Consider the following 16,249-nt stretch of genomic DNA (forward strand, 5'->3'; position numbering starts at 1 on the left):
GGGCGTTCTTTCGTCTAAGGTGGTGGTTAGTGGTTAGGGGAAATGTGGGGGGATATTGAGTGGTTAGGAAAATGTGAGGGGGAATATGAGTGGTTGGTGGTTTGTGGTCTGTGAAAATGCGGTAGGGAAATGGGCGGAGGTAGAAAATTGTGGTTTGCTTCGTGTCATTCTGAGCGAAATGACGCAAGGCATGGAGTCGAAGAATCCAGAGCGGATAAGATATAGATGAATAACTAGAGGATCTACGACTTCGCTGCGATTAATTCTCAGTCGTCTAGTTTGCGGGTAAATCCAACGGAATATGTGAATTTTACGAATATTAAAGATAAAGTAATTTATAAAACGAAATGTTTTTTTTGCGATAGGTTATAAATAGGTCCTTTTGGGGTGTTATGTTGCCCGACCTGTAATATTTTAATATTATTTGTTACATGAGTATCGTTAAATATATCTTCTGGTTAATCGCCTTTTTGATGGGCGTCATTGCAGCTTACGTCGTTCCCGAAGAAACTATGTCCACCGGGGCAAAATTCATATTTGTCGGAGCTTGGGGTGCGGTGCTTGGCTTTGTGTTCTACACCGTCTGCAAGAGGCAGATTGAATCCATCGAAAACGACTTCAACGAAGCGTTGAATAGACCGCAACCGAAAGTCCCGCAGTTTGTATCGGTGCGCTCGCAAGAAGAAAAGAAACCGGACCTTCCGCCGGGAGCCATCCCAGCGGCACAAGCGATCAAGCAGGCTGTGCCCGCTACCGTCAAGAAACTCGATGAAGCGGCTCTCAAGGTTGGGTTCCCGCTGGAGTCGTGGAACGCATTCAAGATTGCCGTTATTCGCAACCGTCCATTTACCGAAGTCATCGATGCTATGCAGAAACTTTTGCCGGAACTCTTCCCGGATGCATCTGGTGTACTTTATATGTACGGCGGCGTGCAGACCGAGCTCTCGCAGATATTCCGCTTCGGTCCGAACGTTATCAGTGACGAAACCGTGCTGCCTGCCGAATGCGCAAGCTTTAATACCGGCGACATCGTCGTGACCGATTATAACTCGCCGGAGGTTTCCAGCGGTTGTACGCACTTGCATCATCGCCCGAAGGGCCTTGCCATCTGTGCTCCGGTCGAAGGCCTCGAAGAACATTTTGGTATCCTTACCATTCAAACAGACAAACTCCCCGATTCCGAAACAAAGGAATACTGGCAGGCCAAGGTGAGCATCGTCTCCGCCGCGTTTGGTCTCTACGTCGCGAATCAAGACCTGAGCATGCGTTTTGAACAACATAGCATCCGCGATGTGCTCACGGGACTTTTTAACAGACGTTATATGGAAGAATCGCTGAACCGCGAAATTACCGCAGCCGTACGTCACAAGTCGCCTATCGGCATCGTGATGCTCTACCCTGATGCGATCCCTGCTGTGCAAAGCGCTCAAGGCCGCCATGCCGTGGAACAGCTCTTCTGGGAGTTAGGACAACGTTTGCCGAGCTACATCCGTGGCGAAGACATTCCGTGCCGCTACTCCGACGATGTGTTCTGCGTGATTATGCCGGGTGCGGACCTTGCCATTACAAGGAACCGTGCCGAACGCATCCGTAACGAAATATCGCAACTCCAGATCGCATACGGCGAAGGAATCCTTGCGACGACGCTCAGCATGGGCGTTGCCGTGATGCCGACGCATGCAAACGATGCCGGCTCGCTCATATATACTGCGGAAGCCTCGCTCCAGATGGCCATGCAGGCTGGCGGAAACCGCGTCGTGCTCGCTGATGCCGTGATGAAGTAAAATCGTAAACGACGTTAACGAATTCCTATTAAAGGATTTCATGCCGGACTAAGGCCACTGAGCCTGTCGAAGTGCCGGCATCAGTTGTTTTCGAAGCCGTTATTGTGGCTCGTTTTTGGCCGTGTAAGGAAAGCAGATTCTTGTATTCCTTGGTTCTGTGGCGAATGAAAATGTCACACTGAGATTAGATTTGCTGTAGGAATGCTTTTAGTGGATTCAGAGCAGGACTATCCAAATTCCAATATTCTTCGTTTTCAAATTGCCAGTTGCCTTTGCCGAGAGTTTTCCGTCAGTGCCCTTCTGCGATTTCATGCAATTTTCATAATCGCTAAAACAGTCGAAAAATAGTTTATGCTTTTCAGTTTGTGCGATGGATTCTAATAAATGTTCAAAAATCCCATCGTTTGAATTATTCGGGAGGAGAAATAAGTCAAAAACAAGACCTTCTTTTTGACCCCTTTCCGTAATATTAGCACTACGGTGGGCAAATCCTCCGTCATTTTCGGGAAAATCTGTATCTACGATTACAACGTTCTTTTCGCGTTTGTTAGTTAGACTCGATAAAAAAGTGAACCATGGCTACCTCATTTCAATGCTTTGGTGTAGCATGTATTCCAGATCGTCTCTTGAGAAAAAGAACGCTTTAAGTTCATCGTTGTCCATTTTTCCCAGATGGAATGCTGCAACTGAGTTGTTGTCGAGGTGTTGTGCTATACCTTTGATTGAATCTAGGTCGTGTGTCGTGGCGAACGATTGCACATTGTTTGTTTGGCACGCTTTTTCAAGGGCTTTCCACAGACTTGCTGTCTTCTTCCAGTTTTATGTCGCGTGACACTTGTTCGAAAAAGGATATGGTTAGATTTCGTATTTCTTCGTTATAGAGGGAAATTTGAATATCCTTCTCTGTATCAAGCTTGTAAAAATCAAGAGAGATATCTTTCTTTTGAATTTTTCTGTAATCTCTAAAATTATTTATATTCAGCGGCAAAAGAGGGTTTGATTGCCCGCATGCTAAAAAAAATTGCTTCAAGCAATGATGATTTACCGCAGTTGTTTTTGCCAAAGAACAAATTGTTGTTCTTTCTTTCCTATATTATCTATGATGGAAACGAGAAAATTTGAGCGGATTTTAGTCCTTTTTTTGTTCCATAAGGCTTTTGGAGGTGACAGAAACCCTGCTGAATCCGAAAATAAGGTGGTTCGGTAAAGATTTTTAAACGAAACGACCCGAAATGGGTGTGACCGCTGTCACAAAAATTGAAAATATATTCCAACTTGGAGTATAAAAAAATGATGAAAAACACATTTTCGTAAAAAAAAATCTATACTTAGACCATCAAAAGTTTGATGAAATTTTTGCGATTTTAAACGAAAAACGGCACTTTTGACAATTTTTAGACTTGACCATGACAAAAATATGACAAAAGTTTGACAAAAGTATTGCTTTTCGAAAAAAAAGTGATTATATTATCAAATGTAAACGAGCAATAACGCTCACAACAAAGAATGTGTAACTAAAACAAGGAGATACACTATGAAGAAGCAAGGTTTTACCCTTATTGAATTGATGGTCGTGATCGTGATCATGGGCATCCTCGCCGCAGTCGCAGTTCCGAAACTCTTCGGTATGATTGCTAAGTCTAAGGCCTCTGAAGTCGGCCCGGCAGCTGGAACCTACGTGAAGTTGCAGGATGCTTACGCATCTGAAACGGGTGCCGCTGGTTCTTGGAAGATGATTGGCTATATCGGTCCGGGTGCTAAGGATAAAGACAATGACAAGAAATATTCTACCAACGTATTCGATTATACTGACGAATTCAAAGGTTCGAATGAGAATACGACCATGGTTGCCAAACTTGCTAATGGTGAAAATGATATGGGATGGAAAGCTGAAGCAAAAACAGCTTTGAACGATTGCGGTATTCAGAGTACTTGGGATTTGAAAATGAAAGCAGCTGGTAATGGTGACGCGATTGCTTATACAGCTACCATTACCCCTAAGGGTACCGGTGCCACTGAACAAGATTGCCTATCTTTGACTGCAAATTTCAAAAGCATCGCTCATAAGTAATCATTAACAGATTTCAAAACTTTAAACGCCCTCCCAATCCGATTGAGGGGGCTTTTTCTTTTTAAGGAGATAAAACATAAATCTACGCGATAAAACGATTCTAGCCATTGCTGAAAGCATTTACGACAACAAACTTGAAAATCTAATTCTGTCAGCAATTCGTGCGAACTGCAAAGTTTCCCGTGAAGAAATGGCCCATTGGGCAGGAGATTCTAAAAAGACATTTTTCGTTCTATCATAATTCGAACTTTCACAAATTATGCAAAAACTTTTTACTTTCACTAATAGTCGTTAATTTAGAAGTGTGGATGAATGATGTATTCAGCTCTATCCACATTAAAATATTATAAAAAAAACGTCCTCCTTCGGGAGAACGTTTAAAATTACTATCAACTCAAACGATTAGTCGTGACCAATGTTGGTGAAGTTTGCGGTCAGAGACTTGCAGTTAGTGTTATCGGAGCTACTGCCCAAATCTGTAATACTAGCTTCAAAGCTAAGAGCTGCTCCGTTACCAGCCTTGTTAAATTTAACCATCCAATAGCTGGAAATCTTGCAATCGTTTAAAGCGGTCTTAGCCGTAGCTCTCCAACCTTCCGTTGCACCCGAGATAGAGCCAACCATGGTTGTTCCAGACGTAGCGGGGTTAAAGGCTCCACTGTAATCGAATACTGTAGTAGAATAATTGTTTACATCAGTCTTAGAACCCGGAGCAATGTAGCCGATATTAGCCCAGTTTCCAGCTGCACCAGTTTCTGCAGCGTGTGCATCCTGCAACTTCACGTAAGTTGATGTTAAAATTGCGGTTCTTGACTAGGTGAGTCTTTTTGTATATTTTCTTGTATGGATAAGCAAATAACATGGACCGTTGCTGCAATTAGTGAATTTGCGAAAGTAAAAGCGCTTTCGGTAAAGCAAGCTTTTAATTATCTGAGCCTTTTTAAAGGAATGGATTTTTTAGAAGCGCACTATGGGGCTGAGCATTTGGTCTCTTTTGACGATACCGTTGAAGATTTGACTGCAATCTGTCAAAGAAACGGAGGCCAGATACAATGATTTTGTACCATGGATTTAAAGCATGACTCCTAAGCAGGAATTTCTCGTTGAAGGCATTGTCAGCGATATGGCCAAATGGCTGATGGAAGAACGTAAATTTTCATTGCAAGCAGCATTGAGTCTTATCTATAATTCAAAAACTTTCGAGTTGCTCCAAAATCCGGCAACAGGCCTTTGTACGGAAAGTTCCGCTTACAATTACGATTTGCTTGATTCCGAATTAAAAAACGGAAAAATTGTACAGACGGAAATTTAAAATTTCCACTTTGAATCAAAGCCGAGAATCCGTTCGCATTGGACGTTCTTTATCATGTTCATTTGCGAAAGGCGTTTTTCAGTAAATTTGTCGTCACATGGCACTGATAGCGGAGTTTCGCGGATTTCTTCGACGCATTTTTTGATTTCAGGCGTGAGTATTGCACGAGCCGGGGCAACGTAATCGCTGCCAATTACAGGGCCTCGCTTCGACAAGTATTCGTCAAAGTCTGGCATTGATCCGTCGGCTCTTACGCCGAAATCAAAGCCGTCTTCGGCGAGAGGGACAAAAGCCATGTTGAAATCAAAGCACGGATTCAGCTCGGTGCGTTCAAAAGTCTCGTTGTTGACCAAAAAGCCGAAATTTCCAAAATGACGGTCGGAATTCAGCGTTATGCAGTCAGCCACTACCATGCGACGGAATTCGTCTTCGCAATTGAATTCGCGATAAATTTCAAGTGTTTCTGGAAGTCCGTATTTTACACCGTTCTTCAAGAAAAGACTAACTGGTTTGTAACCAAATTCCTGGCTTGTGAAGATTTTACAGTCAGATACAACTCGACCATCATATTTTTTTAGGTCGTATTTTACGGATTTGCAAATTTTTTCAAAGACCTGACTTGCAAGAACTTCCCCGTATGGCTCAAGTCCTGCATTTCTTGCTCCAGAGCTGCCCGTTTTTATAAGATGAATTCCGTCTTTTTCGTTCAACCAGCATTTATCGTAAGCACCGTCAGTTGTGAGTTCAGGAGATGTGGTGGACATCTGAATTCCAAACAATCCGTTCCCATCAAACGACAGCTTCGAAATCACCTCGTCAAAGCGATTTTCGTATAGATTGACATCTTTCCAAGTTACATTTTCACGTTCGCTTTTTACCCAAAGCGTATCGGTTAAGGATAGGCAATGCGTAAGCGCTATGAAACCACTTTTTGTTTTACCCCCACATAATTCTAGTATTTTATTTACGTGGCTACGGTGTTTTGCTGCGCTTCTGTTCGCCACCCATGTAGATAGTGGATCACACCAAAATGGTAAAGGGGCATTTTTTTTTACAATTTTGCAAAATTCAAGTTCTCCTTCACCTTCGATGATGAAGTCGCAAAGGGGAGTGTCTTTGTTTATGAGAGTGTAGATTGTATTTTGCATATTGGTTATATATGATATAGAATAATTTGGAAAAAAAGTCAATAGAGCTCATTTTTTCTAAACAAGGATTTCTGCTTATACAGAAAAAGACTCCCAAATTTGGGAGTCCTTATTATTTATAATCTTCTTAAAGATTAGATTACTGATGTGCAATGTTTGTGAAGTTTGCGGTCAAAGCTTCGCAATCTGCGTCAGTGCCACCACTAGACTTAATTTCAGCCTTATACTTAAGTGCGGAACCATCGCCGGACTTATTAAATGCCAACGTCCAGTAGCTAGAAATCTTGCAGTCGTTCAAAGCTGTTTTTGCCGTTGCTCTCCAGCCTTCTGTATCGGCATCGATAGAACCGACCATGGTTGTACCTTTGTCAGCACCTTTGAACGAGTTGGTATAATCAAAGACATTGGTGGTATAGCTTTCAGGACCGTTTTTGCCACCCGGAGCGATGTAACCAATCTTCTGCCAAGTACCAGCAGCACCAGTTTCTGCAGCGTGTGCATCCTGCAACTTCACGTAGGTTGCGGTCATTTTGGATGATGAAAAAATTAGTTCAATATTACGAATGGCACCCAGCGCTTGTAGAAACGTTCCTGAAATTTTATGGGGGATAGGATGGGATTGTGATCGCCTTGGATGATGAATCTTGTTTCGGGGTGTTTGCGAGCTAACGATGCGATTGTTTTTAAAGTTTGCGTTAATCGTTTTGTATATGCGGAGTCGATAGAGTCTGGGTTGCTGTTGTAGATATCAGGAAATTCGTCCATGGGGAACTTTGTGTCTCTTGTAGTCCATGCGACAAAGTGCTTTTGTGTTGTGTCCGCAAGAATGCTTTCGATTTGCTCGATCATTTTATTGTCGTTTAGACCGTTGCCGTATATGGCTTCGTTAAAGCCTATATTTCTAATGTACTTGAATCGGCGATGTTCTAAGCTGTCTCCGCCGAATAGAAATGTTGTTTTAAATCCGATGTTGTTGAAAACTTTTGGCATAAATGTTGTATCTCGACGGCGAGTTGAATCGCGCTGAAGTTTGTATATAAGGTCTTCGCGTTCGGCAGTGCGGGTGCGGCTGTACATGCGGTGGTGCATGCCGAATTTTTGTGGAATGCCCTCGAATGTTTTTATATCGCGTGCAAAGCGACTTGTATCAAGCGGAATGCCCCAGCTTTCGATAAGGATAATGACGTTGCTTCGTGTTGTGTCAATGTAGTCTTTTGTGATTGACGCGGAATCTGTGACAATAATTTTTTTTGATAGTTCTTCGGGAATGGAATCCCTTTGGAGAGTTTTTGGGGCTGTTCTTTTAAGATAATCAATTGTTGGGAATTGGGCGAGCGGCTGTGCAGGATATTGGTTGTATGCTTCTAAATGCAATATTAGAGTTGCGAAAAGAATAAAGCAGATGTTGTTGAATTTGAAAGGCTTTATTTGCCAAACCATGGCGATAGCGAGACTGCATGTGGCAAAGGGGAGTATTCCGTACCAGCTTGTATTCCAGCCTTTTATGGCTAGCTGATTTTGTAAATCTATCCAAGCGAAAGTGATTAATGCGATGGTTGAAAGCGCTAGTACAGCCGCAAATACTATGAACTTGGTTCGTTCTTGTTTTGTCCGTTTTGGAGTGTTTTGTAGTAGCTTTTCCTTTACAAATACAATAAACAGTAACAGTCCGAAAATTTCGTAATCGAATAATCCTCGAACGATATCTTGACCTTTTTCGAAGGTGAGTAAGAAAGGTACGATTGTGACGAGAGCGCATGCAATCAAGGGGTAGAGGAGTCGTTTCATTGTTCATCCTCCTTTGATTGAATGTTTGGGACTTGTACTAATCGGTATTTATAATATGTCATGTTGCCAAATTTGGCAAGAGTATCTATGGCAACGCTATCGTAATAGTGGCGCTGCAAAAAATCGGTTAAACCTGGCTCGTTGAGAACAATAACATTGTCATGAACAACGTCTTTGATGGGATTGCTGATGTTAAAGTCTGCGAGTGCGTCCTTGATTTCGGGTAAGTAGGGTGTCCAATAACCGAAGGAAACTGTACGACGGTAGCTGCCAATGGGAGATGCGATGTAGGGTGGATTGCGATGATGGCTAAAATGCATAAATGCACTCATGCTGAGTAAGAACATTTTGTCGGGTTGATTGTCAATGTATTCAAATACTTTGTCATAATCGGTGGTGTCTTCTGCGGCGATTGTGCGTAATGTTCCTGTAGCAGGATTGCGAATCATGTTGCCAGAAGTTGCATATGTAAATATGTTTGCTGTGGCGATAATTCCCAATACTATATAGACGAACTTGTTTGGAATATTTCGTGTGAATTTACCAAAAAGCGGAATGGCGAGTACGCTTGCATAAAGCCAAAAGCCGCTTTCGACGCGATAGACTAGGCGACCAATTGCAATTAGATGAGCCATAAGTGCTAAGGTAATAAAGAGTGATGCCCATAGGTAAAAGGATTTTCTAGGATTAGTTAAATAAATGAAAATGCATAATATAAACCAAGTCCAAAATAGGGGGGAGTGGAGCGTTTTTCCGAGTGCATTCATCAAGTAGCGCGGAATGAATTCAGGTGCGTCTATATCGCGGTAAGGCGGAATGATATCAGTGTAGCGTTTGAGGCTGTCAACGGAGAATACATCTGTGTCGTAATGCACCCATTCTGTGAGCATGTTGTAATCTTTTCCAGAAAGACCGAGTTCTTCTACGTCTTCTAATACTGCATTTTGGTTGTAATTGCTGTTGTCGCCGAGGGTAACACGCGGTCCTTGAAATTTGTTGAAATCTTCGTATTCAGGCGCTTTGTATATATTTTGATCAAAGTTGTGCATCGCGAACGCACCAACAAAAAGGATGGCGAGTCCTGCAATTACGTGGTATTTGGCTTGCCAACATTGCTTAAGTATAAATAGTAATCCAAGGCAAAAGAACGGCATGCCCATGAGGAACGCTTGCCAACGCATTACGCTGCCCCAAAGCATTAAGGTTATGCCGAGAATGAAGGGGAGAAAATGCTTGTCATCCTGGAGCCGAGAGGCGATAGGATCCATAGAAGTATGATTTTCTTTTGCGTATGTAATTACTCCATATGCAAATAGCAACATGCCGGCGGCACTGAGAATAGAAGCACATTGTGTGAATTGTACAACTAGATAAAAGTCGCTTGCGAATAGTGCCGTGAATAGAGTTGCAAGGATTGTTCCCCAGCGTTCGCCGCATTTTTGTAACAGTACATAGCCGATGGTAGTCAATGAAATAAAGACGGCGAACATTTCGCCTATGTAATACCATCCGATTGTAGGGAATAGGTGATATAAAGGCAAAAGTACATATCCGTAAATAGCGTTTACGAAAATCAGGTGAGGATTGTATTCTGTTCCAAACGCCCCTGTAAGTCTTGCCGCCATGAAGTAGTCGTCAACCGCACCAAATTTAAGGTCTCCGAAAATGAGGCAAAGAGCGAGAAAGAACAGATTGATGATGAGAGAATATGTAATAGCACGTTTAAATGGCATGATAGAAATATATAATTTCTGTATCCTATGACAATCCTTTACTGCTGTCATTTTGGCTTCTTGACGCGTTATGGTCGTTTTTATATATTCAAGATATGGGAATTTACGTCAATCCAAATAATGTCAACTTTCAAGAAGCTCTGAACTCGCCCATATATGTGGACAAGTCTTTGCTTATTGTCGAAATAAATAAGCTTGTAAAAACAAAAAAAAAATATGTGTGCGTTTCTCGTGCTAGGAGATTTGGCAAAAGTATGGCTGAGGATATGCTTAGCGCGTATTTCAGCAAGGGTTGTGATAGTCGAGAACTGTTCGCCAACTTGAAAATCGCAAAGAATCCAAGTTTTGAAAAATACCTGAACAAGTTGAACGTGATAAAGTTCGATTTGAATGCGTTCTATTCGGATTTCGAAAACGAAGAAAATAATGAGAAGAGTAATCCTAAAAAAAGGGACATTACTTCTATTTTTACAAGAGAAATCCGGATGGAGTTGCAAGAGGAGTTCCCGATAGCAGAAATAAACGGAACCGATTCCATTCCTAGTTCGATAAAGAAAATTTATGCCAAAACGGGCGAACAGTTTGTTATTATCATCGACGAATATGATGTGCTTATTCGCGAACGTGTAGCCGATTCTGTTTTTGAATCATATCTTGCTTTTTTGAATGCGATGTTCAAGAATGCTGATTTATCGCCAGCAATTGCACTTGCTTATATAACGGGAATATTGCCGATTGTTCGTGATAAAGTGCAGTCGAAACTGAATATGTTCGATGAATACACCATGCGAGATTCTTGGTCGCTTGCTGAATTTGTCGGATTTACTGCTGAAGAAGTCCGAGATCTTTGCAACAAGTATTCGGTTGATTTTGAAGAATGTAAACGTTGGTATGACGGCTATAACATCAACGGCATTGAAACCTATAGTCCCGAATCAATTGTTTCGACCATTAGGCGAAAAAAGTTCAAGAGTTATTGGACACAGACTGGCTCTTACGAAGCGTTGCAAAATTATATCCTGATGAATTTTGACGGCATTTTGGATGACGTGAAAACGATGATTGCCGGCGGATGTGTCCATGTGAATGTGGAAAGTTACCTGAATACGATGACGGACTTCCACAGCAAAGATGACGTGTTTACTTATTTAGTTCACTTGGGATATCTCGCGTATGATGAGGATTCGGAGCGGTGTTACATTCCGAATCGAGAGGTGCGAGACCAGTGGATTTTGTCGGTTCGTCCGGCTCCAGAATACAAACTTCTAATTGAACTTGTAGATTCCAGTAAGCAACTGATGGAAAGTACTATCGAAGGCGATTCTGACGCAGTCGCAGATGCTTTGAACAAAGCTCACGAACAGATTTGTAATAACTTAAATTATAATAACGAAGGGACTTTCCAGTCGGTAATTTGCCTTGCATATTTTTATGCAAATCTTAAATATACTGTTATCAAGGAATGTCCTGCTGGCAAGGGAGTTGCCGATGTGGTGATGATTCCGTATGTGCCGAATACGCCTGCTCTTGTTATAGAGCTCAAACGAAACCAATGCGAAAAAACTGCACTTACGCAGATTCGTGCAAAGAACTACGGCAATGCTCTTGAAAAGTATTCTGGCGATTTATTGTTTGTCGGTGTGAATTACGACGAAAAGACGAAAGAGCACAAGTGCGTCATTGAAAAGTTCGTGAAGTGAATTCGCTATGTCCAATTCAAAGCAAATTCGTGTTTGTCAGGTGCTTCACGGGATTGTGGGCGGGGGGTCGGAACAAGTTGTTTTGAACTATTGTTCACGAATGCGTGATATTCATTTTGATTTGTTGTTCCAGTATGATCCGAATCCACAGATTTTGGAACGATTCAATGAGGCTGGATTCAACTGCATTCAGATTCCGGATAAAGTACATCATCCATTTAAACATCTTTGGACGATGTTCAAAATGTTTCGCAAGGGCCATTACGATGTGGTTCACAGTCATCTTGATTGGTACATGAACTGCTACGTGTGTTTTTTGGCGATGCTCGCTGGAATAAAAAAACGAATCGCCCATCATCATCAAGCGTATTCGAAGTGGGGGCTCCTTTGTGCTTTGTTCCGCATCCCCTGCAAATTGTTCGCGACTCATTGGCTTGCCTGCGGTGAAGCCGCCGCCATTAACGGCTGGGGCAAAAATGCGCTAAAGAAAGGCAAAGTGACGATACTCCCGAATGCCATTGACCCGGAACGGTTTAAGTTTAGCGAAAAATCTCGCCAAGAAATTCGTGCGAAGTATGGAATTAAGGAAGATGATTTTGTAATTGGGCATGTGGGACGTTTTTTTCCGGAGAAAAATCACAAGTTTATTGTTCGATTATTTGAAAGAGTTCTGCGTCAACGTTCTAATTGCTGGCTGTTGCTTGTAGGGAATGGTCCGTTGCAGCAGGAAATTCAGGAAATGGTGAAAAAGTTAGGATTTGAAAATAGAGTTATATTCGCAGGCTTGCAAAAAGATATAGTTCCATATTATGGTGCGATGGATGTGCTGCTGTTACCTTCGACTCGCGAAGCGTTCCCCATGACTTTGGTGGAAGCTCAGTATAATGGGTTGCCTTGCGTTGTTAGCGATGCTGTGCCGAAAGAAACTGCGATTACGGAGAATGTTTATCCATTGCTGATTGATGATATTATGCCTTGGTGTGAAAAACTTGGCTTGATGGAGCTTGTGGTTAATCGCGAACAACCGCAGATAAAAAGCGGACGATTTGATATAAGAACTTGTTATAAAATGTTAGAATCACTTTATCAGATTCCATAATTTTAGAATCAGTTTTTTCCCAAAAATTTGAATCAATAAATTTGCGAAGCGTTGCTTCGGGCCAATCCAAGAAGCTGCGTAATGATGTATTGTGCGTGTGTTCTCTGAAATTTGAATTTTGCCAAACTCGGAAGGTTTGGGACAAAAGTAATCTGGCGGGTATATGTAAACCCCTTCAAATTCGATGATTCCAGTTTGGGACTGTAGTCCTTTTTTTAATAGATGTTCGGAAAAATATTCAACAATCGTCTTCTTGTTAAGTTCACCGTCGGAAGTTTCGAATTGCAGATTTGCGTATATGTCCAGCATTTCTTTTAATAGATGAAATTTGGGCTCGCAGGCAAATCCAAGACCGGGGTTGCATGCGAAGTAACTCTCATTTTCGCGACCGAAATAAGCTCCTTTTGCGAGAATGTCGTCCATGGGTTTGATGACTTCTACATCTGTATCGAAATAGATTCCGCCATTTTCATATAGAGTTTTAAATCGAGCGTAATCGCTGACAAAAGCGTATTTTTTGTGCTTGTAAGCTTGCGCTGTATATGGAATAGAGTTTACGTCAAAATTATCTTCGTTCCATTCCTTGATCTCATAATCAGGAAAAAACTTTCGCCAAGATGCAATGCATTTTTGTGCTAATGGCGGAAGTGGATTGTGACCAAACCAGCAGTAATGTATGACTTTGGGAATCATTTGGAATACTTGACTAAAAAGTGTGGTTGTATAGTGATAATAGTATTGAGGCTAAAAGTACGGATGCTCTTGAAACGCCTAATTTTTTTGCTGTTTGATGTATAGATTCTGTTTTGCAAACAGCATGTCGATATATGCCAATTGCGAGAAATCGATCTCTCCACGAATTAGGAAATGCCTCTAGTTGTCCCTTAGCCCAAAGTAAACGACCTTGAGGATTACGTTTGTCTTTAGAGTTATCTTTTGTTAGTCCGCCTTCTAAATAGGAGCAGATGTAAATGATTTCGTTGAACCAGCGTAGGTAATAACCATCTCGCGCGATGGCGTTCCATACAATCTCTTCAGAAATGAAGTTTTCTCCAGGAATTTCAGGAAACGGATATTTTTTTAGGACTTCAGTAAAATAAATTTCGGCTTTGTCACCTTCTAGATGGTATTTTCGGCGTTCCGTATTTTTTGCATCAACAAAATCAGTGGAAGGCTGTTGGCCGATGACTTTATTATTTGTGAAACCGCGTAATCCTGCAATTCCACACCATTTGTGTGATGCGTCTAAAGTTGTGACCCATTGGTTGATTTTCTCAATTGTATTAGGGAGTAATGTGTCATCGGAATCTACAATGAAGAATAATTCTCCGTTTGCGTTTTGAACCCCACGATTTATTGCTCTATGTTTCCCTCCGTTTTCCTGTTTTAAGTAGCGAATAGGGAATGGATGTTGTTTCGAAAGTAATTCAGAGAAATATTCATCGGTGTCATCCGTGCTACCATCATCCACAACCAACCATTCGAAACTTTTATTGGATTGTGCTAAAAGCGATTGATAGAGGTAGTCTATCAATTGCCTGCGGTTGTAAGTGGGGGTGAAGACGGTGATGAAGGACATTCTAGTAGTTTTTGAAAGACTCGATGAACTGTTGAATATGCCATTTTTTACTAACTAAAAGCAGAGTCCAAAATGCTTTTTTCCTGCAAAGATGGCATGCAATTTTTTCGGTAAGGGTAAAACAGTGTCTATTGAAATTAATGAGGGATTCTTTACAATAAGGGTTGTTTAAAAAAGATAAAAATGTTGATTTCCTTTGGTTTGTAGAAATGTTTTTGTCGGGTCTATAAATACATTTATCTAGAGTATATAAAATACATTGAATAGTTCTGTTGTAAAATAGTTCTGTAGGAATTAAATCTGAATACATCTTTGCTATATTGTTGATGGATTCTAGATAAAAATAAATCTCATTCTCATAATTTGCTTTATAGGTTTGGGATGCGGAATTGAATCTACAGACTTGAATGTAAAAATGAGAATTTGCCAAATAAGAAATTTTATTTGTTTTTAAAAAGGCGTTTAAACAGAAATATTGATCTTCGGAATAATGTAATTCGGTTTGAAATAGTATGTTGTTTTCCTGAATGAATAATCGGCGGTATGCTTTACAACATACTCCAGCTAGTATAAGACCGTTGTTGTTTTTGGGAAAATATAATCTTGTAAGCATGTTTCTATACTGAATAGGCGATGCTATAGAAATGTCATGTTTGTATAGATGGTAATGAAAAATATTGTTCTTTTTTTGGGAAACCTGTTCGAATAATAAAATGTCAGAATTCCATTCTTTTGCTTTATTATATATTTTTTCACAAAAAGTTTCTGTAATTCGATCATCGCTATCCACAAAGGTTATATATTCGCCTTTTGCTTGTTTTATACCGAAATTGCGCGTCGCAGATACCCCGCAATGGTCATGTTTGAAAAATTTGAACCTAGAATCTCTTGTGGCATATTCTTCACAAACTGAACATTCCGTTTCTGGAGCTCCATCAGAAACAACGATAAATTCGCATTCCTGCATAGTTTGGGCGACTAATGAATCTAAACATGCTCGTAGATATTTTAGTGGAACTTTATAAACGGGAATGATAACTGAAATTTTAATCATAAATCAAAATTCCTTTCTAATGTGGAAAGGGAGTTTTCTGCAGAGAATGTATAGAAAAGGAAATTTGGAAAATATCTTTAAAAAGAATTTATGAAATAAAGGAACTTGGGAAAAACTTTCTTCCTGAGTGTATTTTTGAAAATCAGAAAGATGTTTTTTTGCTTTGATTGGTGTTTTATTAGATTCAAACCAATAAGCGCATAGCAGTTGCCAACAAAGAGGAACGATTAATAATGGTAACAAGTCTTTTTCGTTTTTATCTTTAAAAAAAAGATAGCGTTGTTCAAAGACTTCAAGAACATCCCATGGATGGCGGCTTCCTGTTATACTATTGGAATGTCGAAAATAGTAGTATAGAATGCAGTTTGTATATACAATCTTTTTTGAATGGTAAAATAGAATGTATGTTGTGTATTCGTCTTCGTGATATTTCCCAATTGGAAAATGCAGATTGGAAAATAATTCTTTTCTGTAGAGTTTTCCACAAGAAATTGTAAATGCTATATGGTCTTGTGAAAATAAGTGATAAAGGGCTTCTTTTGAAGAATATATTTGTATTTTAGAAATGTTGTTAGGCTTATTGCAAATGTCGTTTGTTTGAATATTTTCTCCAATGGCAATATCTGCATTTTCTTTAATCGCTAATTCAAGTAAAATTTCAATATATTTTTCATCAACCCAATCGTCGCTATCTACAAACGAAATATATTCGCCCTTGCAAATGTTAAGACCTGCATTCCGAGCGTCAGAAAGTCCACCGTTTCTTTTGTGAATGACTATGATGCGGTTGTCTTTTACTGCGTACTCATCACAGATTTGTGGGCAACTGTCAGGAGAACCGTCGTCAACGAGAATAATCTCGAGATTTGTATAGGTTTGATTGACGATGCTGTTCAGGCAACGTCGAAGATAGGGCTCGACTTTATAGATTGGAATGATTATAGATATTAAGGAATTTGGTTTTTGCATCGATGTTAATTA

16 protein-coding genes are annotated in these 16,249 nt (G+C 40.6%); 6 read left to right on the plus strand and 10 right to left on the minus strand.

Annotated elements, in window-relative coordinates:
- The first annotated feature begins 431 nt into the window (after window positions 1-431).
- On the plus strand, window positions 432-1,784 hold the full coding sequence (locus IKG78_RS08095; RefSeq protein WP_290942104.1) for a GGDEF domain-containing protein: 1,353 nt from the start codon (window positions 432-434) through the stop codon (window positions 1,782-1,784).
- Window positions 1,785-2,565: 781 nt separating this feature from the next.
- Here the strand turns inward: IKG78_RS08095 and IKG78_RS08100 are convergent.
- Complete coding sequence (locus tag IKG78_RS08100; protein ID WP_290942107.1) at window positions 2,566-2,847, minus strand: hypothetical protein; 282 nt, start codon at window positions 2,845-2,847, stop codon at window positions 2,566-2,568.
- Between the two features lie 471 nt (window positions 2,848-3,318).
- Here IKG78_RS08100 and IKG78_RS08105 point away from each other — a divergent pair, with 471 nt between their 5' ends.
- Window positions 3,319-3,855 carry a type II secretion system protein gene (locus IKG78_RS08105; protein WP_290942109.1) on the plus strand — a complete coding sequence of 179 codons (537 nt, stop codon included), beginning with the start codon at window positions 3,319-3,321 and terminating at the stop codon, window positions 3,853-3,855.
- A gap of 402 nt (window positions 3,856-4,257) precedes the next feature.
- On the opposite strand, the gene IKG78_RS08110 is transcribed toward IKG78_RS08105, so the two are convergent.
- Window positions 4,258-4,638 carry a hypothetical protein gene (locus IKG78_RS08110; RefSeq protein WP_290942112.1) on the minus strand — a complete coding sequence of 127 codons (381 nt, stop codon included), beginning with the start codon at window positions 4,636-4,638 and terminating at the stop codon, window positions 4,258-4,260.
- Window positions 4,639-4,698: 60 nt separating this feature from the next.
- Between IKG78_RS08110 and IKG78_RS08115 the strand changes: the two genes are divergently transcribed.
- Entirely contained in the window at window positions 4,699-4,911 is a 213-nt protein-coding gene (locus tag IKG78_RS08115; RefSeq protein WP_290942115.1) for a DUF3791 domain-containing protein, read from the plus strand.
- Between the two features lie 22 nt (window positions 4,912-4,933).
- Entirely contained in the window at window positions 4,934-5,167 is a 234-nt protein-coding gene (locus IKG78_RS08120; protein WP_290942118.1) for a hypothetical protein, read from the plus strand.
- Here IKG78_RS08120 and IKG78_RS08125 read toward each other — a convergent pair.
- The 4 genes from IKG78_RS08125 to IKG78_RS08140 form a co-directional block, all read right to left on the minus strand.
- Window positions 5,164-5,931, minus strand: coding sequence for a hypothetical protein (locus tag IKG78_RS08125; RefSeq protein WP_290942121.1), 768 nt, complete (start codon window positions 5,929-5,931; stop codon window positions 5,164-5,166). The genes IKG78_RS08120 and IKG78_RS08125 overlap by 4 nt on opposite strands.
- A 523-nt stretch (window positions 5,932-6,454) precedes the next feature.
- Entirely contained in the window at window positions 6,455-6,844 is a 390-nt protein-coding gene (locus tag IKG78_RS08130) for a hypothetical protein (protein WP_290942124.1), read from the minus strand.
- A gap of 17 nt (window positions 6,845-6,861) precedes the next feature.
- Window positions 6,862-8,103 (minus strand): hypothetical protein, encoded by a 1,242-nt coding sequence (locus IKG78_RS08135; RefSeq protein ID WP_290942127.1) that lies wholly within the window; start codon window positions 8,101-8,103, stop codon window positions 6,862-6,864.
- Window positions 8,100-9,887 (minus strand): hypothetical protein, encoded by a 1,788-nt coding sequence (locus tag IKG78_RS08140; RefSeq protein WP_290942130.1) that lies wholly within the window; start codon window positions 9,885-9,887, stop codon window positions 8,100-8,102. The genes IKG78_RS08135 and IKG78_RS08140 overlap by 4 nt, the downstream gene beginning before the upstream one ends.
- A 44-nt stretch (window positions 9,888-9,931) precedes the next feature.
- Between IKG78_RS08140 and IKG78_RS08145 the strand changes: the two genes are divergently transcribed.
- Entirely contained in the window at window positions 9,932-11,536 is a 1,605-nt protein-coding gene (locus tag IKG78_RS08145; RefSeq protein ID WP_290942133.1) for an AAA family ATPase, read from the plus strand.
- A 7-nt stretch (window positions 11,537-11,543) separates the two neighbouring features.
- Complete coding sequence (locus IKG78_RS08150; protein WP_290942136.1) at window positions 11,544-12,635, plus strand: glycosyltransferase; 1,092 nt, start codon at window positions 11,544-11,546, stop codon at window positions 12,633-12,635.
- Here IKG78_RS08150 and IKG78_RS08155 read toward each other — a convergent pair.
- From IKG78_RS08155 to IKG78_RS08170, 4 genes are read right to left on the minus strand one after another with little or no spacing between them, the layout of a single operon-like run.
- Window positions 12,615-13,328 (minus strand): glycosyltransferase, encoded by a 714-nt coding sequence (locus tag IKG78_RS08155; protein ID WP_290942139.1) that lies wholly within the window; start codon window positions 13,326-13,328, stop codon window positions 12,615-12,617. The two genes, IKG78_RS08150 and IKG78_RS08155, sit on opposite strands and share 21 nt — an antisense overlap.
- Before the next feature lie 13 nt (window positions 13,329-13,341).
- A complete protein-coding gene (locus IKG78_RS08160; protein WP_290942142.1) occupies window positions 13,342-14,214 on the minus strand; it encodes a glycosyltransferase family 2 protein in 873 nt (290 codons plus the stop codon).
- 1 nt (window position 14,215) lies between these two features.
- A complete protein-coding gene (locus IKG78_RS08165; RefSeq protein ID WP_290942145.1) occupies window positions 14,216-15,268 on the minus strand; it encodes a glycosyltransferase family 2 protein in 1,053 nt (350 codons plus the stop codon).
- Window positions 15,269-15,271: 3 nt separating this feature from the next.
- A complete protein-coding gene (locus IKG78_RS08170; RefSeq protein WP_290942148.1) occupies window positions 15,272-16,237 on the minus strand; it encodes a glycosyltransferase family 2 protein in 966 nt (321 codons plus the stop codon).
- Between the last annotated feature and the right edge of the window lie 12 nt (window positions 16,238-16,249).

Origin of the sequence: Fibrobacter sp. (assembly GCF_017545445.1) — a bacterium.
Taxonomy (GTDB): domain Bacteria; phylum Fibrobacterota; class Fibrobacteria; order Fibrobacterales; family Fibrobacteraceae; genus Fibrobacter.

What these genes read in the sequence shown, in the direction of transcription:
- IKG78_RS08165 (WP_290942145.1), bottom strand. Translation starts at nt 15,268, where the DNA reads ATGATTAAAATTTCAGTTATCATTCCCGTTTATAAAGTTCCACTAAAA.
- IKG78_RS08150 (WP_290942136.1), top strand. Translation starts at nt 11,544, where the DNA reads ATGTCCAATTCAAAGCAAATTCGTGTTTGTCAGGTGCTTCACGGGATT.
- IKG78_RS08140 (WP_290942130.1), bottom strand. Translation starts at nt 9,887, where the DNA reads ATGACAGCAGTAAAGGATTGTCATAGGATACAGAAATTATATATTTCT.
- IKG78_RS08125 (WP_290942121.1), bottom strand. Translation starts at nt 5,931, where the DNA reads ATGTCCACCACATCTCCTGAACTCACAACTGACGGTGCTTACGATAAA.
- IKG78_RS08170 (WP_290942148.1), bottom strand. Translation starts at nt 16,237, where the DNA reads ATGCAAAAACCAAATTCCTTAATATCTATAATCATTCCAATCTATAAA.
- IKG78_RS08105 (WP_290942109.1), top strand. Translation starts at nt 3,319, where the DNA reads ATGAAGAAGCAAGGTTTTACCCTTATTGAATTGATGGTCGTGATCGTG.
- IKG78_RS08145 (WP_290942133.1), top strand. Translation starts at nt 9,932, where the DNA reads ATGGGAATTTACGTCAATCCAAATAATGTCAACTTTCAAGAAGCTCTG.
- IKG78_RS08120 (WP_290942118.1), top strand. Translation starts at nt 4,934, where the DNA reads ATGACTCCTAAGCAGGAATTTCTCGTTGAAGGCATTGTCAGCGATATG.
- IKG78_RS08135 (WP_290942127.1), bottom strand. Translation starts at nt 8,103, where the DNA reads ATGAAACGACTCCTCTACCCCTTGATTGCATGCGCTCTCGTCACAATC.
- IKG78_RS08115 (WP_290942115.1), top strand. Translation starts at nt 4,699, where the DNA reads ATGGATAAGCAAATAACATGGACCGTTGCTGCAATTAGTGAATTTGCG.
- IKG78_RS08155 (WP_290942139.1), bottom strand. Translation starts at nt 13,328, where the DNA reads ATGATTCCCAAAGTCATACATTACTGCTGGTTTGGTCACAATCCACTT.
- IKG78_RS08160 (WP_290942142.1), bottom strand. Translation starts at nt 14,214, where the DNA reads ATGTCCTTCATCACCGTCTTCACCCCCACTTACAACCGCAGGCAATTG.
- IKG78_RS08130 (WP_290942124.1), bottom strand. Translation starts at nt 6,844, where the DNA reads ATGACCGCAACCTACGTGAAGTTGCAGGATGCACACGCTGCAGAAACT.
- IKG78_RS08095 (WP_290942104.1), top strand. Translation starts at nt 432, where the DNA reads ATGAGTATCGTTAAATATATCTTCTGGTTAATCGCCTTTTTGATGGGC.